Here is a 21839-nt window from a genome sequence, read left to right on the forward strand (position 1 = left end):
TATACCCCCTTCGGTTTGGACTGCGCAGATGTATTCAGGTTTTCTGGCATCAAATCGGAAGGAGCGGTCCGTATGAAATATACCAAACACGACGCAAAGGCCTATGCGCGTGAGAACATGCGCGGCATTTGGGCGGCGGCGCTGAATCCATTTAAGGATGACCTGTCGCTGGACGAAGAAGGTTTGCGCGCCAACATCCGGCATTGGGTCGATGATCTGGGCATTCAGGGTCTGTTCGTGGCGGGCAAACAGGGCGAGTTCTGGTCGATGAGCCTGGAAGAGCGCAAGCGCAACATGAGCATCGCCGCCGATGAATGCAAAGGCACGGCCGGCACGATCATGTCGATCTCGGACCAGAACATGAATACCGCGCTGGAGCTTGGCCGCCACGCCCAAGACTGTGGCGCAGATTATGTGGTGGTTCATGCTCCCATGCTTAGCTTTTGTCAGGATCGCGGAGACGTCCTCTATCACTACTACAAGCGTTTCTGCGACGAGTTGGACATCGGCATCGCGATGTGGAGCCACCCCGATAGCGGCTATCTGATGCAGCCCGAGGAATGCGCCCGCATCGCGGAATTGCCCAATATCGTCGCGATCAAATATTCTGTCCCGCGTGAGATGTATGTGCGCCTGACGCATATGGTCGGCGACAAGATCCACGTCTCGACCTCGGCCGAGCATGAGTGGCTCGACAATATTCTCGAACTGGACTGGAAGCTCTATCTTTGCTCGTCGCCGCCCTATCAATTGCAGACCAAGGCTGATCAGCGGATGAACGAATACACGCGGCTGGCCTTTGAAGGCAAAGCCGATGAAGCGCGGCGCGTATTCGACAGCCTGAACCCGGTCCGCGATGCGATGAAACGGACCAAGCCAGCAGGCAAGCCGACGGCGTTCGGCAAGTATTGGCAAGAGCTTTTGGGCCAGACCGGGGGCCGCGTCCGCGCGCCGATGTTGGAACTGACCGAGGCAGAGAAAGAGATCATCCGCCATGGGTTCAACGAATGCGGGCTCAAGGTCTGATATAGCCAAATCGGATATCTACATGCCGACAATTACTTTGCGGCAAAGGCACGTGTCGCAGACACTTTTTGAAAAGGGGAGACGACCTATGTCCAGATTAGCGGCGTTCAACTTCAAGGCGTGGATCGACGAGCACCGGCATCTGCTGAAGCCTCCGGTCGGCAACAAGATGATCTTTGAAGACTCGGACCTGATGGTCACGGTTGTGGGTGGTCCCAACAAGCGCACCGACTATCACGATGATCCGGTTGAAGAATTCTTCTACCAGCTTGAGGGCGACATGCTGCTCAAGCTCTATGACGGTGAAGAGTTTTACGACGTCCCGATCCGCGAAGGCGAGATATTTCTGCTGCCACCGCATGTGCGGCACTCACCGCAAAGACCGCAAGAGGGTTCCGTCGGGCTGGTGATCGAGCCGAGGCGGCAAGAAGGCCAACATGACGCCATCGAATGGTACTGCTTTGACTGCAATCACAAGGTCTATCGCGCGGAATTTCAACTTCAGTCCATCGTGAAAGACCTGCCGCCGGTTTACGAGAAATTCTACGCCTCGGAAGAGGATCGCACCTGCCCGAATTGCGGCGCGATCCATCCGGGAAAAGAGCCGCCCGAGGGTTGGGTGCAGCTTTAGACAAAGGAGCATGATCATGAAAATTGTTCTTATCCACGGTGCTTGGCACGATGGCAGCCTTTGGGAAGAGGTCGCGAAACCACTGCGTGACGCGGGCCACGACGTTCACACCCCGACGCTGGCAGGCAATGCGCCCCCGGGTGTCGAGGTGGATCGCACCATTGGCCATGCCGAGGCGGTGCAATCAGCGGTCGATTACATCAACGAAAACGACCTCTCGGATTTTGTCCTTTTGGGGCATTCCTATGGCGGCTCGATCATCTCGAAACTCGCCGAGGCGATGCCCGACCGCATCCGGCGTCTGGTCTATTGGAACGCCTTTGTTCTGATGGACGGGGAAAGTGTCGAAGACGTCAGCCCCCCGCCATACAAAGAGATGATGGACGGCATCGCCGCCTCGGGTGCCTATGGCGAAGGGGCAGTCAAGCTGCCATTCCCGGTCTGGCGCGAGGCGTTCATGAATGACGCCGATCTGGATCTGGCTCAGAAAACCTATGAGATGACCACGCCGCATCCGATCCGTACACTGACGGACAAGTTGGAGCTGAAGTCCTTCTACGACCTGCAAATTCCAAAGTCCTACATCAACTGCACCGAAGATATCGCGATGCCTCCGGGTGATTTTGCTTGGGTGCCGCGTTTCCCGGGTCGTCTTGGCTTGTGCCGCTTGGTGCAAATGCCGGGCGGACATGAGGCCTGCTTTACCAATCCCGGCCTGCTGGCCGAGAAAATCATCGAAGCCGCGCGCGACTGACGCGACACAAAACGAACAGGGAGACGTCATGAAACACTTCACGAAATTCATCGCCTCAGCCGCTCTTGTCGCGGCTTCAAGCCTTGCCGCGCAAGCCGACGAGTTCCGTTTGGGGCTGATCACTCCGCCACCGCATATCTGGACAAAAGCTGCCGAAGCCTTCGGGGCCGAGTTGGCAGAAGCCTCGGGCGGTGCGCACAGCGTCTCGGTATTTCCAGCCCGGCAATTGGGCAATGAGGCCGAGATGCTGCAACAGCTTCAGACCGGCGCGCTGGACATGGCGTTTATGACCGTTGCCGAAGTCTCGAACCGCGCGCCCGAGCTTGGTGCCTTTTACGCGCCCTACCTGGCCAATGACATTGCTCATGCAGGGCGCATTCTGCGTTCCGATACTGCGAAAGCCATGTTGGAGCCGCTTCCCGGACAGGTCGGTGTGGTCGGTGTTGGCTATGGTATGGCCGGTTTGCGCCAGATTGTAAGCCGGGGCGAAATTTCGTCGGCCGATGACCTTGCCGGTCTGAAGCTGCGGATCACCCCGTTCACACCAATCCTCGACTTTTACAATGCGTCGGAGCCGCGCCCACGCCGATGCCCCTGCCTGCCGTTTACGACGCGCTGGCCAACGGTCAGGTCGATGCGATTGACATGGATGCCGAGCTGATCTGGGTGCTGAAATACTACGACCACGCCGATACGATCGTGCAGTCGGATCACATGATGTTCCCCATGGTCGGGATCGTGTCGGCCAAGGTTTGGGCAGGGCTTTCGGAAGAAGATCGGGCGATGATCAGTGACCTTATGGCAAAGCATGTCGACAGCACGATCGAAAGCTATGTTGCCAAAGAAGCTGGATGGCTGGAACAGATCGCCGGAACCGGCAAGACCTTCACTCAGGTCGACGCGTCTTTCTTTGGCGACACCATCGATGAATGGAACGCCATCTGGTCGGAAAAGACTTCGTCGCTCGAGGCTTTGCGGGCAACAGCTGCAGAAACCGAGTAGTGTGGCACCAGAATTGAGAGGGGCGCGGGCACGTCCGCGCCCTTCTTCATGGGGAGGGTGTAGATGTTATACAAGGTTTCCGCTGCATGGGCACGGATCGAGCTGGTGGGCGCAGCCGTCCTGGCCGCTTGCGTCACCGTGTTGATCTCGCTGAATGTTGCCACACGGAACATTGGGCACGCGTTGTTCTGGGTCGATGAGCTTGCGATCTACGCGATGGTGTGGATGACCTTCCTTGGTGCATCTGCCGCTCTGCATCACAGGGATGCCGTCTCAATCACGCTGATCTCAGAGGCCGCATCCCCTGCGGCGCGCCGCATGATCCGCAAGTTTGTGGATCTCATCGTGTTTGCCTTTTCGGTCGCAATCCTGTGGTTTTGCTGGCGCTGGTTTCTACCACTTGATCTTGCGCAAGCCGGGTTCGACACGACGACATTTCAAGGCAACACCTTCAACTTCATCTATGCAGAACCCACCCTGACACTGGGTCTGCCAAAGTACCTGTTCTGGCTGGTCATGTGGCTTTTTGCCGTTGGTTCAACGCTCCATTCGACCGCACATCTGCTGTCACGCACGTCAGAGAATTCGGCATGAGTGCAATCGTCTTTCTCATCGCCCTGCTGCTGTCTGTTCCGGTTGCGATCGTTCTTGGTATCACGGCTATCTGGTACATCTGGGAAAGCGGCAACACCGTTCTGTTCGATAGCTTCGCGCAAAAGATGTTCGGAGGGCTCGAGAATTACGGGCTTCTGGCCATCCCGCTGTTCATGCTCACCGGCGAGTTGATGAACGAAGGCGGCATGACCCGGCGTCTGGTCGCCTTGGCGCGCATCTTCGCAGGCGGGTTCCGAGGCGGTCTGGCTTACATCAATTTGCTGGCGAATATGTTCATGGCGGCCATCATCGGGTCCGCCACCGCGCAGATCGCGGTGATGTCGCGGGCTACGGTCCCCGAGATGAAGGCGGAAGGCTATGACGAAGGCTTTGCCGCCGCGACCACCGCCGCCGGAGGGCTGCTAGCCCCGGTCATCCCGCCATCGATGATGTTCGTGATTTTCGGCGTTCTGGCTCAGGTGCCCATCGGCGAAATGTTCATCGCGGGTATCATTCCGGGCCTGCTGCTGGCACTGGCATTTGCCCTGGTCATCACAATGATCGGCTGGTCCCAGCAATTTCCAAAAGGCGAGTGGTTGTCCCTTGATGACGCATGTCGCGCGCTGCTGGCTGCTCTACCAGCAATGCTGGTGCCTGTTGCGATCATCGGTGGCATTCTGCTTGGCATCGCAACTCCTACGGAATCAGCCGCGATTGCCTCTCTCATCGCCTTTCTCGTGGGCTGGCTGTTCTATCGCGATCTCGACCCGCGCAAACTGGGCCAGATGTTCGTCCGTACGGCAGCAAATGCTTCGATGATTCTCTTCATGATCGCGGCCGCAAGCGTTTTTGGCTGGGTCATCATCTATGAGGAACTGCCGCAAAAGCTCGCCGGCCTGATCACGTCGATCACCGCTGACCCGTTCATGTTCCTGCTGATCGTTAATCTGGCACTTTTGCTTGTCGGAATGGTCATCGACGGGATCGCGGCGATCATCCTGATCACACCGATCCTGCTGCCAATTGCCACCGGTTCATATGACATCAGCCCCTATCAATTCGGCGTCGTCGCGTGCCTGAACCTGGTGCTGGGCCTTCTGACCCCACCGGTGGGCATCGGCCTTTACATCGCATCGTCCATGAGCGGAACCACACCAGGTTCGATCCTGAGATCGCTCTGGCCGTTTCTGATCGCCGTGACAGCCATTCTGGTCTTGCTGAGTTACTTCCCAAATCTGACAACGTTGTTGATTTGAACTTTGCAACAGAACGTTCAAAGGTCATTGGACAGCAACCCGACCCGTTTGAATGCCTCCTTTGGTACCTGATTTCTCCTCATGATGAGCCGCATGTGGTTTTCCAGCCTCTGCACCACCTCCGGCGCGTCGATGGGGGTGTATTGGCCAGGGTCGGCGTGCAGGTCATAGAGGACCGTTGTCGTTTCGCGCGGCGTGCCCATGCAAGGCACGTCGATATCGCCGTCTTCGGCCTTGCGGGCCGGGATTTTCATCACCCGCAGCCCCTGCGCGAAATCCATTGGCGCGGACAAATCCATCTGCGACAGATTGTCGACCGAGAATGCCTCTTCCAGATGCGTGGGCATCAGCGTGTATTCATAGATCTCCTGATCGGCGATGTCATTGGGATAACGGAAATACGTATATCGCCCGTCGGTGATGTTAACGGACCCGCCGAAAATTCCATAGGCTACAGCTTCGTGCCCCGGTCCGTCTGCGGCCAACAAGGGTGTCAGGTCCTTGCCCTCAACCCCCTCGGGCTCAGGGGTCCCAAACAGTGACAGGATGGTTGGCATCAGGTCCATGGTCTGCGTCAGCGCCTGACGCGAAGTGCCGCCCTGATCGGCGTAGTCGGGGTGATAGATCATCAATGGGATATGGGCGATTTCGTTGTAATAAGGGGTGATGTTCTTGGCCCACCACTCGTGTTCCCCAAGCAGGAACCCGTGATCGGTGGTCAGGATCACCACCGTATCCTTCCACATGTCGTGCCGGTCCATGTGATCCAGCAGCCGCCCAAAATACTCGTCGCACATCTCGACAAGCCCGGCATAATTGTTGCGCAGCTCTTCGATTTCTTCGGCGCTTTCGCTGACCTTGTCATAGCGCGGCCAGTCGAGGATCGGGCCTTCGTATCCGCTGTCACGCCGTCCCTGAAAGCGTTCGGGCGACCAGAAGGGTTCGTGCGGGTCGAAACATTCCAGATGGCAGAACCAGCCATCCTTGTCGGCGTTGGTGTCCAGAAACTCGAAGGCCGAGGCCATGCATTTGGCCAGTGGCATATCGGCCTCGGTCGGCTGATGGGCACGGCTGATCATGTAGGGGACGTATTTTTCGTCCATCCCGTCGATCTGCTGCGGATGATACATCTCGCGCCAGCGGTCCAGCGGCGGTTGCACCATGGCTTTCCAGCGATCCTTTTCCTGCCCGCGGATGAAGTCGAAACTGGAGTATTGCGTGTGATAGGTAGCCCCGCCCTCCATCCAGTAATGGGCATGATCGGTGATCATATGCGTCCAGATGCCCGAGGATTTCAGCTCGCGGATCATGGAATTGTCAAAAGGCTCTAGCGGTCCCCAACTGCGATGCATGAAGTTCAGCCGCCCGGTGTGCAGGTCGCGGCGTGCGGGCATGCAGGGCATCGAGCCGACATAGTGATTGTCAAACCGCACCGATTTTGCCGCGAAGCGGTCGAAATTAGGCGTGGCCATGCGGGTGCCGCCATAGGCCCCCAGCGCATTGCGGTTCAGACTGTCGAACAGGACAAAGAGAACTTTCATTGGACCCTCACTGTTATTTCAGACTGCCGGACAGCAGGCCGCGGATGATGTATTTCTGACCGACCAGAACAAAGACCAGCGCCGGAATGACTGAAAGGACTGAACCCGCCGCCATTTCGCCAAACCGGATGTCATATTCCTGCGCATAGCTTGAGATGGTGACCGGGATGGTTTGCGTTGCGCTTGAGGTCAGGTTCACGGCGACGATGAAATCGTTCCAGATGAAAATGAACACCAGCACCCCGGCCGCAATCATCGCCGGGCGCAACAGCGGCAGAACGATCTGGCGGAACAGGTCCGCATCGCGACACCCGTCCAGACGACCGGATTCCAGCAGTTCCTCGGGTACTTCGTGGATGAAGCTGAACATCAGCCACAGCGCCAGCGGCAGGTGCAGCACGGTTTCAGCCAGGATCAGCCCGGTCAGCGTGTCCAGCAGGCCCACGGACAGAAGCTGCACGAACCAGATGCCGATAAAGGTGATGGGCGGCAGGATGTGAAAGATCATCGCCCAGGTGAACAGGGCAAACCGCACCCAGCGCCCGACCTTCAGACGGAACAGTGTGAACACCGCCATGGTCGAGATCGCCAGCACAAGGGCGGTCGAGATCACCGACACGATGATCGAGTTCTTCAGGCTCGTCAGATATTGCGAGGATTTTCCAAACAGCAATTCATCGAAATTGGTCCAGACCGGGGTAAAGACAACCTGCCCCAACAGGATCGAGATCTGCGTTTTGAACGCAATGGTGACGATCCAGACGAACGGGATCAGCACCAGAATTCCGTAGATCACCACAAGGGCGAGTGCGGGCAGGCCAGAGGATCGGTGCGATTGCGGCATGGCTCAACCCTCGGTCTTTTGCACGAAACGACGCTGTAGCCACAGCGTCACCAGCGCCAGCGATGCAACGACGACCAGCGTGAACAGCGACATGACCGAGCCCAGCCCGATATCGTCCTGCGTGAAATAGGCGCGCTGGATCGACAGGCTGACCACCTCGGTCGAGGTGCCCGGCCCGCCGGATGTCAGCAGGTAAATTTCATCAAACACCTTGAAAGACAGGATCATGCGCAGGATCAGGGTTGAAATGATAACCGGCATCATCAGCGGCAGCGTGATATAGCGCAGCACCTGCCAGCGGCTGCGGGCGTCCAGTTCGGCGGCCTCGTAGACCTCTTCCGGCAAGCCCTCGCGCCCGGTCAGCATCAGCAGGAACACAAAAGGTGTCCAATGCCAAATGTCGACGATGATCACCGCCCAGAGCGCCGCCGATTGGCTGGCCAGCCAGTTCTGTTTCGGCAGCCCCAGCGTGGTCAGCGCCAGGTTGATCGCCCCGAAATCGGCGTTGTAAAGCAGGTTCCAGACCGCGCCGATTACGATGGGCGGCGTCACAACCGGCAGCAGCATCACAAAGATCGCCGCGACCCGCACCCAGCCCTTCATCCCCGACACCGCAAGCGCCAGCGACAAGCCGATGGCAAACTGGATCACCACAGCGAAAAAGGCGAAATACAGCGTGTTCCACAGGCCGGGCCAATAGAACAGATCGGCCTGAAACCGGCGAATATTGTCGAGGCCAACAAAGGTGGTCACGGCCTCGCCATCGACCCACTCAAGCTGATGAAACACCATCCAGACGATCTGCAGGATCGGCAGCATGGTAAACACCACCAGCAAGGTTGCCAACGGGCCCAGAGACAGCAGTTTCCAGCTTCGGTCGCCGATCATTTGATCCGTCCTTCAAGGGGATGACCCCGGCACGCGCGCGCCGGGGCCGCGCAGCTTATTGCAGGTCCGGTAGCTTGCCGGTGGCGTAGCCTTCCCGCTCCATCACGGCGTGGATTTCCGCTGCGGCTTTGTTCAGTGCCTCGGCTGCCGTCATGTCGCCGATCACCGCAAGGTTCAGATGCAGGTCGATGATCGAGTTGATCTCGTTCCGTTCGGGCACTGCCGCGTAGAACAGCGCGTTGCCCGCGTTCTGCGCAGTGGCGTCCAGGAACCGGTACTTCTCGGGGTCATCGAAATCTGCGGCCCCCAACCCGATGGAGACCGGAACCGAGCCGTTCTCGATCATCGCGCGCTGCCCTTCGGGCGTGTTGAGCCACTTCATGAACGCAAGCGCGGCCTGTTTCTTGTCATCGGGAATATTCTTGGGAATACCGCCAATGAAATGGCCGGTAGAACTATAGTTATCGCCGCCTTCGATTGATGGAATCTCGGCCACGCCGACCTTGCCCGCAACGATGGATTTGGCCGGGTCCTCCAACCCTGCCCAGGCCGCGTTGACCATGATCGTATGGGCGGAACGTCCGGTGGCCATGAACTGTATCATCTCGGCCTGACCGGTCGCGCCCGGATCGTCGGGGCCCACGTCATGCGCAAAACTCAGAAAGGTTTCCAGCGCGGCCAGCGCCTCGGGGCTGTTGAAGGTGACCGAGTAATCGCCACCGGCTTCGTCAGCAAAGATTGTTCCGCCGTGGCTGTAGATATAGGGCATCGCGTTCCAACCCACATTCTGACGTGAACCACGCACGGTGAACCCAACGCGCTCGGGCGGATTGTGCAGCGCCTTGGCATTGGCCATCAGGTCTGCCCATGTGGTCGGAACCTCCAGCCCGGCTTCCTCATAGAGGTCGGCGCGGTAATAGAGCAGTTGGATCACCCCAGCCATGGGCAGGGCCATCAGCTTGCCGCTGCCAATTGATTTGTTGGCCTCGTCCCAATAAACAGAGCCACCGAAATCCGAGATATCGTCACGCAGCTTGTAATCGGGGTCGATATCCGAGACCGCCTCAAGGAACCCACCCTCGTACATTTCGATTATGCCGAGCGCGTTGATGGTCAGCAGATCATAGATACCGTCATCCGCACGAACCGAGTTGCGGGATTTTTCCAGCAGCACCGGGAACGGCACCGCTTCGATATTTACCGTATTGCCGGAGGCTTCTTCATAAGCTTCGACCGTGGCTTCAAAGCCGGGGTACCAAGGTGACTGGTTGATAATCATCTGGATGTCGGCCTCGGCCCATGCCCCTGCGGGCAGCCCGGTCAGAAGCGCGGCGGCAGCCGTGTTTCTTAGTGTCTTCAGCATTGTCATCTCCTCCGCTGTCAGCCGTTCAGGCGCTGTCCTGTCTTGGCGCTGAACAGATGGAATTGCCCCGGTCGGGGCGTAATGGTGACGGGTGTATCCAGTGTCAGCGCCGCGTCTTGCGCGCGGTCGATCAAGGCGGCCACCCGCCCCAAAGCCCCATCACAATGAATGATCGTCTGATGCCCCAGCGACTCGGTCGCCACGACGGTCTCAGATCCGTCGCCACCGGGCGCAATATCCAGATGCTCGGGGCGGAACCCGCAAATCACGGGGTCCCGGGTCGGCGCGTCCAACGGGCCAAGCGCAACCTGACCGCCATGTTCAGGTTGCAGCATCAGACCTTCAGGCGTTTGCACCAACAGGCCTGGCACAAGGTTCATCTGTGGCGCACCGATGAATTCGGCCACAAACAAGTTCTCGGGTCGGTCATACAGGTCCGTCGGTTTGCCGACCTGCTGGATTATGCCGTCATTCATCAACACGATCCGGTCCGCCATCGTCATCGCCTCAACCTGATCATGCGTGACAAAGACCGAGGTCGCACCCAGGCGGCGGTGCAATTGCTCGATCTCCACCCGCATCCTGGCGCGCAGTTTGGCATCGAGGTTTGACAGCGGCTCATCGAACAGAAAGACTTTGGGATCACGCACAATCGCGCGCCCCATCGCCACGCGTTGCCGCTGACCGCCAGACAATGCCCGGGGTTTTCGCGCGAGCAGATCTTGCAGCCCCAGAATTTCTGCGGCCTCATCCACGCGCCGCGCAATCTCGGCCGCGTCGGTGTCGCGCATCTTCAGGGCAAAGCCCATATTCTCGGCCACACTCATATGCGGGTAGAGAGCATAGTTCTGAAATACCATCGCCACATCCCGGTCCCGCGCCGGGATATCGTTGACCACTGCACCGCCGATCAAGATGTCGCCGCCCGAGATTTCTTCGAGCCCGGCAATCATCCGCAGCAACGTTGACTTCCCGCAGCCTGACGGGCCTAGTAGCACGATGAACTCACCATCGCGGATCGCCAGCGACAGGTCCGAGATCACTTCGACCGCGCCATAACGTTTCTCGATACTTCTGAATTCCACCGAATTCACTGGGTTGGTCCTGACGTTGTTGGTCTTCCCATCTTGTTTTGTCCCCTGTCTCGCAGCTAGAATCAAATTCATAAAATTCAGCAGGGGATGAATATGAGGAATACACCTGACCTCCTGCCGCGCAAGCTGCGCGTCTTTGCTGCCGTCTACGACACAGCCAGCACCACTGCTGCCGCCGAGGCGATTGGCATCACTCAATCAGCCGTGTCCAAGAGCATTGCGCAGCTCGAGGCGGATTTCGGCGTGCAACTCTTCGACCGAACGCCGCAGGGCCTGCGCCCAATGCCAACTGCTGATGCACTGCGTAAACGCACCCGATGGCTGACCCGCGAAGTTGATTTTGCGAACTCCGAAATCCAGAACACGGCCTCGCTGGCGGATGTCGAGCTGCGCATCGGGTCAGGGCCAGTCTGGAACGTGAAGCTGCTGCCCGAGATTCTACCGGGCTTCTGCGCCGATCATCCACAAATCCGTCTGGATATTGCTACAGGGTCAGGGGACTATCTGGTGCCGCGGATGATCGACGGTCACTTTGACATTTACTTCGGCGTTTTGTCCGAGGATTTCGACGGACCAGGCGTTCACTGCGAACCCCTACTTGAAATGGAGCTGCAAGTCTTTGTAAGGCAGGGGCATCCTTTGCTTTCGGCGGGCACACCCCAAGCTGAGCTGTTGGCCGACTATCCCTGGATCGGTTTTTCCAGTGACGACCAACTTGAGGGAAACGTTCAAAACTGGGCGCAGCGCATGGCTGTCCTCTCGCGGCAATTCTCGCTCCGGATCATGTCGCTCACGGCGATGATGGCCGTTGCCCGCGCCAGCGACCATGTCGTCTTCGCCGTTGATGCGCTTGACCAGGAGCTTTCGAGAAACGGCTTGGTCAAACTGCATTTCTCCAAAAGGCCTGGACGTGTCATCAGCGGATATGCCGTCCGATCAAGTATATTGGAACTGCCACCAATCAGGGACTTGATCTCACGCGCGCGTTCTTGCTGCGCGGATAAGTAGCTGCGGATGTGACCCGCCCGACCTTGGTGGTCCAGCATGAATGTTAGGGTCAGGCTTCGCAAACAGTCGTTGACGGTTGCCGCGACAGCGATTGCCGAGAGAAAAACCTTTGGGCATCTGTCGAAACATGTCGCCAAATGCCTCCAATCCTTAAGCCAGCCAAACATGATCTCGATGTGGTTTCACCGCTTGTATCTTGGCTTGTCGAAGTTGACCCGCGTCTTGCGCTGCTTTCGGTCGGGAAGCATAAGCCGATCCCTTTTTCTTTCACTGCATCTTGAAACCAGTCGGCGTCATGTACCAGCCCTGCTCGCCATCCATCTCGGGTCGGTCCTGACATTCTTTCTACTGACGCCCAACCCAAAATGGCCCACGGGTTTTATCGGCTTGCAGTGTTTGTCATGGATGCGCAGCGTCAACTGGTCTGACATGCAGTTCTGACTGGGTATGCGCTGGCCGGGTTCTGCCGCAAAGTCTTAGGTGGCGGAAGAAAACACACCGGACTGATGGGCTAAGAAGCCAGTTCCGCGGATTGGTGAAACGGGCAGAATCTTGGCGCGAAGCAAATGCCGGAACTGGTTGTCCCGTCAATCTGAACCTACTGCCAGCGTCACAGCTCCAGTCTGTTTTCTCATTCGCCTCAAGTAAATCGGTATCTCCTACACACTAAGCGGGCATTCGAAATACGAAATTCTCCTACCGACCCTCGGCTCGGGAAAACCGCGGACAAGAAAGCCGGCACCTCAATGCCCCTGTCGATTGCTCAAAGTCTGAGCAAGTTCGCCCGACCCGTTTCGACAAAACATGAGTCTCAGGTTCGAAACTATTGACTCGTTGGGTCAAGTTATACATTCTCTATATCAATACAAATGTGCTGAAATACAGAACAACAGTGGAGTTGGAAAAATGCAAATCAAAGGTTTGGCGGCAGGTTTGGCTGTGGTGGCAGGGATGGCGCTTCCTGACCTGGCACTGGCGGAAAGCCCTACGATCAAGGCAATCCAGGAGCGTGGCACCATGTTGTGCTCGGGCCATAACGGGTCGTATTTCGGTTTTGTCGAAGTGAACGACAAGAACGAGTGGAAGGGGCTGGATATCGATCTCTGCCGCGCGATGACCACCGCGCTGCTCGGCGATCCGAGCAAAGCCCAGATCGTACCGCTGAGCTGGGCGCAGCGGTTCCCGGCGCTGCAATCGGGCGATGTCGATGTCATCATCAAGGCGACCGGCTGGACCATGGGCCGCGACACCGAACTGGGTCTGCAGTTTTCGATCCCCTACTTCTTCGGAGGCGCACAGTTCATGGCGCATGGCGACCTGGGCATCACCGAAGCGAAAGATCTGGAAGGCGGCACCATCTGCGTCGAGGCAGGTACCACCATTGAACGGATTGCCGCGAACTATCTGCAAAGCATTGCCGTCGAACACACCATGGTCAGCTATGAAAAGGCATCCGAACTGCGTGCCGCCTATCTGGCCAACCGGTGTGACAGCTTTGTGGCATGGGGCCCGTTCCTGGCCGTTCTGCGTGCCACTGAAATGGAAAACCCGGAAGCGCATGTCATCCTGAACGACCAACTGTCGAACGAACCGATCTCGGCTGCAATGCGTCAGGGGGATGAGGGCTTTGTCGATTTCACCAACTGGATGCTGGCCGCGCTTCTGATTGCCGAAGAAGAGGGTATCACGTCCGAGAATGTGGAAGACATGGCGGCCAACCCGCCCAACCCGAAAATCGCACGTCTGCTGGGCGCCGAACCGGGCATGGGTGAACGTCTGGGTCTGCGCGACACATGGGCGAAAGAGATGATCGCGGCTATGGGCAACTATGGTGAGATTTACCACCGCAATCTGGGCGACAACAGCCCGTACAAACTGGAACGCGGTTTGAACAACCTCTGGAGCCACGGCGGTGTTCTGTACGCTCCCCAGCTTGACTAAGAGCTAACTTAGACGCGGGGCCGCGTGGTATTGCGGCTCCGCATTCTCCCCAAAATCAGAAGATTAAAAGCCATGGACGCATCCGAGTTGAAGGCGCGCGCCAACAGGCGCAAATTGATCATCCAAAGCGCGCTGATCGTTTTTTCCGCGCTGATCGTTATCGGTGCCATCCAAAGTGCCAGGGTCAACCTGAGTGCTTTGGGTCTTGCCAGCGGCTTTGGGTTCCTCGAGCGGTCTACCGGCTGGTCCTACTCTTTCTCGCTGATCGACCGGGATATCAACGACAGCTATGCCCGGACCCTGACGATCGGGTTCATGAACACGGTTTTTCTGGGTTTCCTAACCATCGTGCTGTCCACTGTTTTCGGCTTTCTTATCGGGACGTTCCGTGACGCGCGCAACCCGGCGCTGAAAACCGCAGCCACCGTCTATATCCAGACGTTTCGGAACATTCCGCTGATCCTTCAGGGCATCTTCTGGTACGCCATCGTGATCCACCTGCCGGGACCCAGACAGGCGATGTCATTGGGTGAGGCGATCTTTCTTTCCAATCGCGGGCTGATGATCCCGTTGCTGAACGTGTCGCTGACTGTTGCGCTTATTATGGTGCTGGCCATGATCGCTGCGGCGTTCTTCATGGCGCGGATGAAAATCAGCGTTTTCAAGATTGCGCTTGCCCTGGTCGGTCTGGGGTTCTTCATGGTACTGATCGCAACCGGCCTGTCGGTTCCCGCGGGTGAGGGCGCGATCTCGTGGCCTGAACTCAAAGGTCTGCGCTTTTTCGGTGGTCTGACCATTTCTCCTGAACTGCTGGTCATGATCATTGCCATCACGCTCTATGGCTCGGCCTATATTGCCGAGGTTGTGCGCGGTGGCCTTGCCGAAGTGCCCAAGGGACTGATCGAGGCTGGCGAGGCGCTTGGGCTGACCCGGCGCGCGATCTGGGCGCGGATCAAGATGCCGATGGCACTGCGAACGATCATTCCGCCGCTTGGCAACCAGTGGATTTTCATCATGAAAGCCACAACCATCGGCGTCGCCATCGGGTTTTCGGACCTGTTCTACATCGTCTCAACCTCGATTACGCAATCCGGGCAGACGCTGGAGCTGATCGCCATCCTTATGGGCGCGTTTCTACTGGTCAACTTCTCGATTGCTCAATTGGTCAACTGGCTGAACGAAAGCCTCAAACTGAAGGCGCATTGATATGGCTGACGCAGTCCTCTCTGGGAAATTCGACTGGCAGCATTTCCGCCGCCGGTCTTTTGCCACGCCGATGGACTCGGTTATCACCGTTGTTGTCTTTGCCGGTCTCGCATGGTTGATCTGGCAGGCGTTGAACTGGGGTATCCTCAACGCGGTGTGGAGTGCTGATGACGTAGAGCAATGTGGCCATGGCGGAGCCTGCTGGTCCGTTATCGACGCACGACACCGTCTGATCCTGTTCGGCCTTTACCCTTATGAAGAACACTGGCGATCCACGCTGGCATGCCTGTCGATCATAGGCACCGTAGTGATTTCCTGTTTTCCGTGGACATGGACTGCCAAGCGTCTGTCGACCATCTGGATCGCCGGTTTCGCCATCTACTACCTTCTGATGGAAGGAAGCCTGCTGGGGCTGCCGCAGGTCACGACCGACCAGTGGGGCGGGCTGGCGCTGACGCTGTTCCTGTTTTCCAGCGTAGTGCTGATCGGGATGCCGATGGGGCTGGGTCTGGCATTGATGCGCCGCTCGGAAATGCCGGTGGTGCGTGGCTTTGCCTCGCTGGTGATCGACCTGATCCGGTCTTTGCCGCTGTTGACAACCCTGTTCACCGCGGCTGTTGTGATTCCGATCCTGCTGCCCAGCTGGCTGGAAGGGGACAAGATCTGGCGGGTGATCATTGCGTTTGGTCTGTTCTTCGCCTGCTATCAGGCCGAGGTTCTGCGCGGCGGGTTTCAGGCCATCCCCAAGGGCCAGTTCGAGGCCGGCAAAGCGCTGGGTCTGACCTATTGGCAAATCCTCGGACGTATCGTGCTGCCGCAGGTTTTCCGCCATGCGCTGCCAGCGACGGTCAACAATGTAGTTGTGACCTTCAAGGAAACCGCCATCGTCATCATCATCGGGTTCTTCGATATCCTCGCCTCGGCCAATGCGGCCTTCGGCACGGGCGAATGGGCACCCTATTACATCGAGGTTCTGGCCTTTGTCGCGGCAATCTACTGGGTCTTCCTGTTCGGGCTTGGCCAGTATGGTGAATACCTCAAACGGCGCATGAAAGTCGCAGAACGGTAATCTCACCAACTTCTCTGGGGGCCCCTGCGAAAGCAACCGCGCCGCCAGCAGAGGCGGTGTCGCGCATGACATGAGTGATCGTATTGGATACCCGACCACCCGGCTTTTAGCTCAGGTCGACCGAAGGGACCGTCATGCGGCCCCCCGTTTAATCCAGCGTTACAGTCCCGTTTGGGCTATCCAGAACAAATGACAGCGCGGCCGGACCCTCGGATATGTCGGCCAGATGCGAGATCTGCAATTTCGCAAACAGGTCCTTCAGGCGGTCAACATTCGGTGTCTGAACCTGAACTTTGGCTAAGGTGACACCCAGATTCTGCTGCCCCGTGGACGGGTGCGGACCCGGAGACCATTCAATGAACGCCGGAAGCAGCCCGTTTTCCGGCAGATGCCCGTCTTTGGGAACGGTCAGACGCCAGGTTCGATCGCCGCGCTGGAAATTGACGACCTCGCCCAGATCGACAGGGCTTGCAGCAATAACGCCGTCCAGATCGTCGGTATTCACAACCCAGCACAAAGCACGCGGGCGGTTTTTCAGGCGGGTCTGTGTGACGGGATCGTCCAGAGTAAACCACCGGACCCGGTCCGGATCAGGGGCCGTGGGGTCGATTGCGATCAGTTCAAAAAAGCTGTCATTCCCGGCTTGCATGACACAGTTATGCGTACCCATGGCGTCGTGTTTTGAGCCGTGAGGCACGTCAACGCCCAGGGCCTGCTTCATCGCTGCGACGCCTTGTTCAAGTGTGTCCGCCCCAATCGCGAAATGGTCAATTTTATTGAGCATTCTGGTTCCCTATTCGTCAAGCAAAGGAAGCGCCCGGGCGAGGTCCGATTTCAGGCTCTCAAGGTCCTCCAAGCCGATATTAAAGCGGACAAACTGGCCGGTTTCCGACCAGTCTGTTGCCGTGCGCACGGGCGTGACGGGCAAGGCAAGGCTTTCGTATCCTCCCCAGCTGACGCCAATTCCGAAATGGTGCAGTGCATCAACAAAGGCGTGAACGGCGCTTTCGCTGGTTGTGTGGAAGATGACGCCGAACAGACCCGCTGCCCCGGTAAAGTTACGCGCCCAGTTCTCGTGGCCCGGGCAGGAGGGCAGCGCGGGGTGCAGAACAGTTTTGACCTGCGGCTGCGCAGCAAACCAAAGCGCCATCTCGCGCCCGGCCTTGTCGAAATACTCCATCCGCAGCTTCAGGGTTCTGAGGCCACGCAGAGCCAGCAGTATCTCCTGGCCACCGGTTTTGTCACCGATCTGCATAACCGCTTTTCGAATAACCTGCGCATATGCCGCGTTGCTTGCAGTGATGCCCAGCATGCAATCCGAATGGCCCGAGATGTATTTGCTGCCGGAATACACCACAATGTCGACACCCCAGGACAGGGGTTGGCTGAAAACAGGCGTCCCCCATGTGTTGTCGAGGATGGTCGGCACATTTGCCGATTTTGCGGCCGCCGCAATGCCCCGGATATCGGGCATCTCGAACGTTCCCGAACCTGGGCTTTCAAACATGATTGCCGCTGTTTCCGAACGAATCAGATCGCCGATCTTGCTGCCAATCAGAGGATCGAAGTATTCGACCATTACCCCCTGTTGTGTCAGCAACCCGTCGCAAAAGGCCCGTGTATTGCCATATACGTTGTCGGCGACCAGAACATGGCCACCGGGCCGGGTCAGGGCCATCAGTGCGGTTGTGATGGCCGCCACGCCCGAAGAGGTCAGAGTGATCGCCTCCGCACCCTCAAGCTTTGCCAGCATCAGCTCCAGCTTGTGCGTTGCCGCGTTTCCGTAGCGCCCATAATAGAGCGTACCGCTCTCGTATCGGGCGTCGCGGGCGGCATCGAACGCTTCAAAGGTGTCAAACACCATTGTTGAGCCAAGCTCGATTGGCATATTCACGTGCCGGCCCTCTTCGCGATCGGGTCGACCATCCTGCACCAGGCAGTCTGCTAAACTGAATGGGGTGTCCTGCACTTTTGCGCCCTCTGAAGCCGTTCGGAATGATGACAGCCTGCCAATTTTGTGTCAATATTCAGAAAGACAGTTTATTATATCGGAACAGCAACGTGACCGAAGAAACCTCCCGGACCCTGACAGGGAACCACTGGGGTGCGGGTATCTCTGAAACCAGAAATGGCAAACTGGTGGCGGTGCATGCGCACCCGGATGATCCGAATCCCTCTGAGATCAACCGCAATATCGCTTCAAGTCTGAATGGCAAAGCGCGCGTTCTGCGCCCCGCGGTTCGTCGCGGCTGGCTGGACGGGAAGGGGGTGCGAGGACGCGACAGCTTTGTCGAGTTCAGTTGGGACGATGCGCTGGATCTGATTGCCACCGACCTGACCCGGGTGCGCAGCGCGCATGGCAATCAGGCGATTTTTGCCGGGTCCTATGGCTGGTCAAGCGCGGGGCGCTTTCACCATGCCCAAAGCCAGCTCAAGCGTTTCCTGAACGGGCAGGGCGGTTTTGTTCGCTCTGAGGGCAATTACAGCTACAACGCGGCCCTTGTGCTGATGCCTTATATTGCTGGCCCGTTCAGAGCGCATGTTGCGCAGGCCACCCGATGGCCGGTGATTGCCAAACACTCTGATCTGGTGGTGATGTTTGGCGGTATGGCCACACGCAACACACAGGTCAGCGATGGCGGCGTGGCGCGCCACAGAATGGTGGACAACCTGAAAGCCTGCGCTGCATCCGGCGTGAAATTCGTAAACTTCAGCCCGTTGAAAACGGATGCCGATGCCGGGATCGGGGCAGAGTGGGTGCCGCCCAAGCCCGGCACCGATACCGCCGTTATGATGGGGCTGGCGCACACGCTGCTGACAGAAGGCCTGCACGACGCGGAATTCCTTGACCGGTATACGGTCGGATTTAACAAGTTTGCCGCCTACCTTCTGGGCGATTCCGATGGGATCGCCAAATCCGCCCGGTGGGCGGCGTCGGTCTCGGGCGTTCCTGCGGATCGCATCGTTTCGCTGGCGCGGGAAATGGCGGCAGGCCGTACAATGATCACCTGCGCCGCTGCACTTCAGCGGGCCGACTATGGCGAGCAGCCGTTGTGGATGACGGTCACGCTGGCGGCGATGCTTGGGCAAATCGGGTTGCCCGGTGGCGGTTACACGATCGGCTACGGTGTGAACGCCAATATCGGCAATATCGAGCGTCCGTTCCGCTGGGGGACATTGCCGCAAGGCAAAAACCCGGTGTCTGACTTCATCCCGGTGGCAATGATATCGGACATGCTTCTCCACCCCGGCGGCAGCTACACCTACAAGGGCGAGGATCGGATTTTCCCGGATATTCGCCTGATCTGGTGGGCCGGAGGGAATCCGTTCCACCATCATCAGGACCTGCGGCGCCTGCACGCGGCCTTTCAGCGCCCGGAAACCATCATCGTGAACGAATTGAACTGGACCGCGACGGCGCGTCACGCCGATATCGTTCTGCCTGTTGCAGCCCCGCAAGAACGGACGGATTTTGGTGGGGGCAAGTCAGACAACGCTCTGGTCCCGATGCCCGCCAGCGCCGAACCGCGCGCAGAGGCGCGGGTCGAATTTGACATCTACACCGAACTTGCCAGGCGGATGGGCAATGCCGAGCTGTTCTCGGACGGGTTGGACTGCGACGGCTGGTTGCGTCGGATTTGGACCCAAACGCAAGACGCGGCGTTGGCAAGCGGTGAAAGCTTACCTGACTGGGATACCTTCATTCAGGGCGACATAGTCGAATTGCGCGATCCGTCTCCGGCTCAGGTGTTCATGGCAGAGTTCCGCCAGGACCCCGACGCCCATCCATTGCCGACGCCAAGCGGGCGCATTGAAATTTTCTCGGATCAGATATCGGGGTTTCAGTTGGGCGATTGCCCCGGCCATCCGACATGGTTTGAGCCGCGCGATGCCGCAGCAGGCACACGGCCGTTTTATCTGCTTTCAGGTCAACCAGGCACGCGTTTGCATTCGCAACTGGACAATGGCGACTATAGCCTCAGCCACAAAGTGCAGGGGCGGGAACCAGTTCTGATCCACCCGGACGACGCAGCGGCCAAAGGGATCGCGGATGGCGATGTCGTGGAGCTTCTTAGCGATCGCGGGCGGTGTCTGGCCGGGGCCCGCGTGACGCCTGACATTCTGAAAGGCTGCGTCTTCCTGTGGACCGGTGCCTGGTACGACCCAGACTATGATGCCCCCCAGGAACGGGATAGGCACGGCAATCCCAATGCCCTGACTCATGATCTGCGTACATCAAGCCTGACCCAAAGCCCGGCGTCACATTCGACCATGGTGGACATACGCCGTTTCGAAGGGGAAGTGCCTGACCTGACGGTTCATGATCAACCATCATTTGAAGCCGTTTCCCGTTCTGCTATACAGAACAGACTGCGCAGAAAGGACGAACAGTGAGTGAAGTACCCAAAGCTCCAAAGGTGGATTCGACCCTATCCAAAGGCCTTGCGATTCTGGAGAATCTCGCCGCGCATCAAGGCAGCAAAGGAGTGACCGAGCTGTCGCGCGAACTGGAATTGACGAAATCGAACACGTTTCGGCTGTTGCAGACCCTGATCACGCTTGGGTATGTGAAACACCTTGATGACAAGACTTATGCGGCCACGCTGAAGACATGGCAGGTCGGGCGCAGTTCGGTCGAAAACCTCAACCTGCGAGCTGCCGCAGCGCCTGAGATGGCCTATCTGAGTCAGGAAACCGGTGAGGCCATTTATCTGGCGGTGCCGGAAGGATTAAGTGTCATCTATATAGACAAGGTTGAAAGCCTGAAGCCGATCAGGTCCTGGAATCCCGTCGGTGGCAGCGCCCCAATTCATTGCGTAGGAACGGGCAAGGCCATTCTGTCGAGAAATTTTGATCAATTGCGCGACAAGCTCGACGGCCAGTTGGCGCGGTATACAGACAAAACCATGACGACACTGGAGCAAGTCGCCGAGGACATGCAGGAAACGCTAAAACGCGGTTATGCGTTTGACCGCGGAGAGTTCCGCGACCGCATCCTGAGCTTCGGAGCCCCCATCCTGTTGCCCGACGGCGAAGCAATCGCCGCGCTTGGCATCTCACTGCCTGATATAAACATGAGCGACGGCGGCGAGGACCGGTTAGGGATGTTGGTGCATCACGCCGCAGAAGGCGTGACCCAGAAACTGCGCCAACTCTGAGGCGCAGCTTCCGGTTGGGTTTAGTCGGCTTTCTCAACGGGGCCGCCGGATTTTTCCCAGGAACCGAATCCTTCCTTCAGATGTGCTGCTTCAAAGCCCATGTCTTGCAGGGTTGCGACCGTCAGGGCCGACCGCCAGCCCGAAGCACAGTGAAAGACATATTTCTTGCCTTCCTGCGCGAAAATATCCTTGTGATACGGGCTATCGGGATCGACCCAGAATTCGATCATGCCACGCGGCGCATGGAAGCTGCCCGGGATGAACCCGGTGCGCTGACGCTCGCGCACATCGCGGATGTCAACAATCACCACATTGGGATCATCGACCGCTTTGATCAGGTCTGCTGTTTCGATCTCTTCGATGCGATCGCGCGAGTCCTGCACCATCTGGGCTGCTGTTTTCTTGAGTCTAGTCATGGTTACTGTTCCGATATATAAAACACATTTTTCATATATTGACACAA

General features: G+C 57.9%; 19 protein-coding genes and 2 pseudogenes. 12 read left to right on the forward strand and 9 right to left on the reverse strand.

Annotation, left to right across the window (positions count from 1 at the left end):
* Positions 1-72: 72 nt before the first annotated feature.
* The 6 genes and pseudogenes from ACR0NJ_RS06685 (at position 73) to ACR0NJ_RS06710 (ending at position 5263) form a co-directional block, all read left to right on the forward strand.
* Positions 73-1026: a dihydrodipicolinate synthase family protein gene (locus ACR0NJ_RS06685; protein ID WP_480816351.1), complete on the forward strand. Its 954-nt coding sequence runs from the start codon at positions 73-75 to the stop codon at positions 1024-1026.
* Between the two features lie 88 nt (positions 1027-1114).
* Positions 1115-1657, forward strand: a complete 543-nt coding sequence (locus ACR0NJ_RS06690; protein WP_480816352.1) for a 3-hydroxyanthranilate 3,4-dioxygenase — start codon at positions 1115-1117, stop codon at positions 1655-1657.
* A gap of 16 nt (positions 1658-1673) precedes the next feature.
* A complete protein-coding gene (locus ACR0NJ_RS06695; RefSeq protein ID WP_480816353.1) occupies positions 1674-2411 on the forward strand; it encodes an alpha/beta fold hydrolase in 738 nt (245 codons plus the stop codon).
* 28 nt (positions 2412-2439) lie between these two features.
* Positions 2440-3413: pseudogene (locus tag ACR0NJ_RS06700) on the forward strand (TRAP transporter substrate-binding protein).
* Positions 3414-3476: 63 nt separating this feature from the next.
* Positions 3477-4007, forward strand: coding sequence for a TRAP transporter small permease (locus tag ACR0NJ_RS06705; RefSeq protein WP_480816354.1), 531 nt, complete (start codon positions 3477-3479; stop codon positions 4005-4007).
* Positions 4004-5263, forward strand: coding sequence for a TRAP transporter large permease (locus ACR0NJ_RS06710; RefSeq protein ID WP_480816355.1), 1260 nt, complete (start codon positions 4004-4006; stop codon positions 5261-5263). The genes ACR0NJ_RS06705 and ACR0NJ_RS06710 overlap by 4 nt, the downstream gene beginning before the upstream one ends.
* A gap of 17 nt (positions 5264-5280) precedes the next feature.
* Here the strand turns inward: ACR0NJ_RS06710 and ACR0NJ_RS06715 are convergent, their stop codons facing one another.
* The 5 genes from ACR0NJ_RS06715 to ACR0NJ_RS06735 are packed head-to-tail and all read right to left on the reverse strand — an operon-like array spanning position 5281 to position 10993.
* Positions 5281-6804, reverse strand: coding sequence for a sulfatase (locus tag ACR0NJ_RS06715; protein ID WP_480816356.1), 1524 nt, complete (start codon positions 6802-6804; stop codon positions 5281-5283).
* 13 nt (positions 6805-6817) lie between these two features.
* Positions 6818-7648, reverse strand: coding sequence for a carbohydrate ABC transporter permease (locus ACR0NJ_RS06720; RefSeq protein WP_480816357.1), 831 nt, complete (start codon positions 7646-7648; stop codon positions 6818-6820).
* A gap of 3 nt (positions 7649-7651) precedes the next feature.
* Positions 7652-8536, reverse strand: a complete 885-nt coding sequence (locus tag ACR0NJ_RS06725; protein ID WP_480816358.1) for a carbohydrate ABC transporter permease — start codon at positions 8534-8536, stop codon at positions 7652-7654.
* Between the two features lie 55 nt (positions 8537-8591).
* Positions 8592-9899 (reverse strand): ABC transporter substrate-binding protein, encoded by a 1308-nt coding sequence (locus tag ACR0NJ_RS06730; RefSeq protein ID WP_480816359.1) that lies wholly within the window; start codon positions 9897-9899, stop codon positions 8592-8594.
* A gap of 17 nt (positions 9900-9916) precedes the next feature.
* Positions 9917-10993, reverse strand: coding sequence for an ABC transporter ATP-binding protein (locus ACR0NJ_RS06735; protein WP_480816360.1), 1077 nt, complete (start codon positions 10991-10993; stop codon positions 9917-9919).
* 93 nt (positions 10994-11086) lie between these two features.
* Here ACR0NJ_RS06735 and ACR0NJ_RS06740 point away from each other — a divergent pair, with 93 nt between their 5' ends.
* Positions 11087-12001 carry a LysR family transcriptional regulator gene (locus tag ACR0NJ_RS06740; RefSeq protein ID WP_480816361.1) on the forward strand — a complete coding sequence of 305 codons (915 nt, stop codon included), beginning with the start codon at positions 11087-11089 and terminating at the stop codon, positions 11999-12001.
* 71 nt (positions 12002-12072) lie between these two features.
* Here ACR0NJ_RS06740 and ACR0NJ_RS06745 read toward each other — a convergent pair.
* Positions 12073-12299: pseudogene (locus ACR0NJ_RS06745) on the reverse strand (transposase); the annotation flags it as partial.
* 653 nt (positions 12300-12952) lie between these two features.
* Here ACR0NJ_RS06745 and ACR0NJ_RS06750 point away from each other — a divergent pair.
* The 3 genes from ACR0NJ_RS06750 to ACR0NJ_RS06760 all read left to right on the forward strand — a co-directional run bounded on the left by ACR0NJ_RS06750 (position 12953) and on the right by ACR0NJ_RS06760 (position 16217).
* Entirely contained in the window at positions 12953-13942 is a 990-nt protein-coding gene (locus tag ACR0NJ_RS06750; protein ID WP_480816362.1) for a transporter substrate-binding domain-containing protein, read from the forward strand.
* A gap of 72 nt (positions 13943-14014) precedes the next feature.
* Positions 14015-15148, forward strand: coding sequence for an ABC transporter permease subunit (locus tag ACR0NJ_RS06755; protein WP_480816363.1), 1134 nt, complete (start codon positions 14015-14017; stop codon positions 15146-15148).
* Position 15149: 1 nt separating this feature from the next.
* Positions 15150-16217, forward strand: a complete 1068-nt coding sequence (locus ACR0NJ_RS06760; RefSeq protein ID WP_480816364.1) for an amino acid ABC transporter permease — start codon at positions 15150-15152, stop codon at positions 16215-16217.
* A gap of 148 nt (positions 16218-16365) precedes the next feature.
* On the opposite strand, the gene ACR0NJ_RS06765 is transcribed toward ACR0NJ_RS06760, so the two are convergent.
* On the reverse strand, positions 16366-17001 hold the full coding sequence (locus ACR0NJ_RS06765) for a VOC family protein (protein ID WP_480816365.1): 636 nt from the start codon (positions 16999-17001) through the stop codon (positions 16366-16368).
* A gap of 9 nt (positions 17002-17010) precedes the next feature.
* Positions 17011-18186: a cystathionine beta-lyase gene (gene metC / locus ACR0NJ_RS06770; protein WP_480816366.1), complete on the reverse strand. Its 1176-nt coding sequence runs from the start codon at positions 18184-18186 to the stop codon at positions 17011-17013.
* A gap of 92 nt (positions 18187-18278) precedes the next feature.
* Here metC and ACR0NJ_RS06775 point away from each other — a divergent pair, with 92 nt between their 5' ends.
* Both ACR0NJ_RS06775 and ACR0NJ_RS06780 read left to right on the forward strand, forming a co-directional pair.
* Positions 18279-20612 carry a molybdopterin-dependent oxidoreductase gene (locus tag ACR0NJ_RS06775; RefSeq protein ID WP_480816367.1) on the forward strand — a complete coding sequence of 778 codons (2334 nt, stop codon included), beginning with the start codon at positions 18279-18281 and terminating at the stop codon, positions 20610-20612.
* The gene (locus ACR0NJ_RS06780) at positions 20609-21376 is read left to right on the forward strand and encodes an IclR family transcriptional regulator (protein ID WP_480816368.1); all 768 of its coding nucleotides are present in this window, start codon (positions 20609-20611) and stop codon (positions 21374-21376) included. The genes ACR0NJ_RS06775 and ACR0NJ_RS06780 overlap by 4 nt, the downstream gene beginning before the upstream one ends.
* Before the next feature lie 20 nt (positions 21377-21396).
* Here the strand turns inward: ACR0NJ_RS06780 and ACR0NJ_RS06785 are convergent, their stop codons facing one another.
* On the reverse strand, positions 21397-21792 hold the full coding sequence (locus ACR0NJ_RS06785) for a rhodanese-like domain-containing protein (RefSeq protein ID WP_480816369.1): 396 nt from the start codon (positions 21790-21792) through the stop codon (positions 21397-21399).
* Between the last annotated feature and the right edge of the window lie 47 nt (positions 21793-21839).

This window comes from Ruegeria sp. F11, assembly GCF_056533855.1.

Bases quoted from the DNA above. Each gene is read 5' to 3' on its own strand.
- ACR0NJ_RS06685 (WP_480816351.1), top strand. From the start codon at position 73: ATGAAATATACCAAACACGACGCAAAGGCCTATGCGCGTGAGAACATG.
- ACR0NJ_RS06690 (WP_480816352.1), top strand. From the start codon at position 1,115: ATGTCCAGATTAGCGGCGTTCAACTTCAAGGCGTGGATCGACGAGCAC.
- ACR0NJ_RS06695 (WP_480816353.1), top strand. From the start codon at position 1,674: ATGAAAATTGTTCTTATCCACGGTGCTTGGCACGATGGCAGCCTTTGG.
- ACR0NJ_RS06705 (WP_480816354.1), top strand. From the start codon at position 3,477: ATGTTATACAAGGTTTCCGCTGCATGGGCACGGATCGAGCTGGTGGGC.
- ACR0NJ_RS06710 (WP_480816355.1), top strand. From the start codon at position 4,004: ATGAGTGCAATCGTCTTTCTCATCGCCCTGCTGCTGTCTGTTCCGGTT.
- ACR0NJ_RS06715 (WP_480816356.1), bottom strand. From the start codon at position 6,804: ATGAAAGTTCTCTTTGTCCTGTTCGACAGTCTGAACCGCAATGCGCTG.
- ACR0NJ_RS06720 (WP_480816357.1), bottom strand. From the start codon at position 7,648: ATGCCGCAATCGCACCGATCCTCTGGCCTGCCCGCACTCGCCCTTGTG.
- ACR0NJ_RS06725 (WP_480816358.1), bottom strand. From the start codon at position 8,536: ATGATCGGCGACCGAAGCTGGAAACTGCTGTCTCTGGGCCCGTTGGCA.
- ACR0NJ_RS06730 (WP_480816359.1), bottom strand. From the start codon at position 9,899: ATGCTGAAGACACTAAGAAACACGGCTGCCGCCGCGCTTCTGACCGGG.
- ACR0NJ_RS06740 (WP_480816361.1), top strand. From the start codon at position 11,087: ATGAGGAATACACCTGACCTCCTGCCGCGCAAGCTGCGCGTCTTTGCT.
- ACR0NJ_RS06750 (WP_480816362.1), top strand. From the start codon at position 12,953: ATGGCGCTTCCTGACCTGGCACTGGCGGAAAGCCCTACGATCAAGGCA.
- ACR0NJ_RS06755 (WP_480816363.1), top strand. From the start codon at position 14,015: ATGGACGCATCCGAGTTGAAGGCGCGCGCCAACAGGCGCAAATTGATC.
- ACR0NJ_RS06760 (WP_480816364.1), top strand. From the start codon at position 15,150: ATGGCTGACGCAGTCCTCTCTGGGAAATTCGACTGGCAGCATTTCCGC.
- ACR0NJ_RS06765 (WP_480816365.1), bottom strand. From the start codon at position 17,001: ATGCTCAATAAAATTGACCATTTCGCGATTGGGGCGGACACACTTGAA.
- ACR0NJ_RS06785 (WP_480816369.1), bottom strand. From the start codon at position 21,792: ATGACTAGACTCAAGAAAACAGCAGCCCAGATGGTGCAGGACTCGCGC.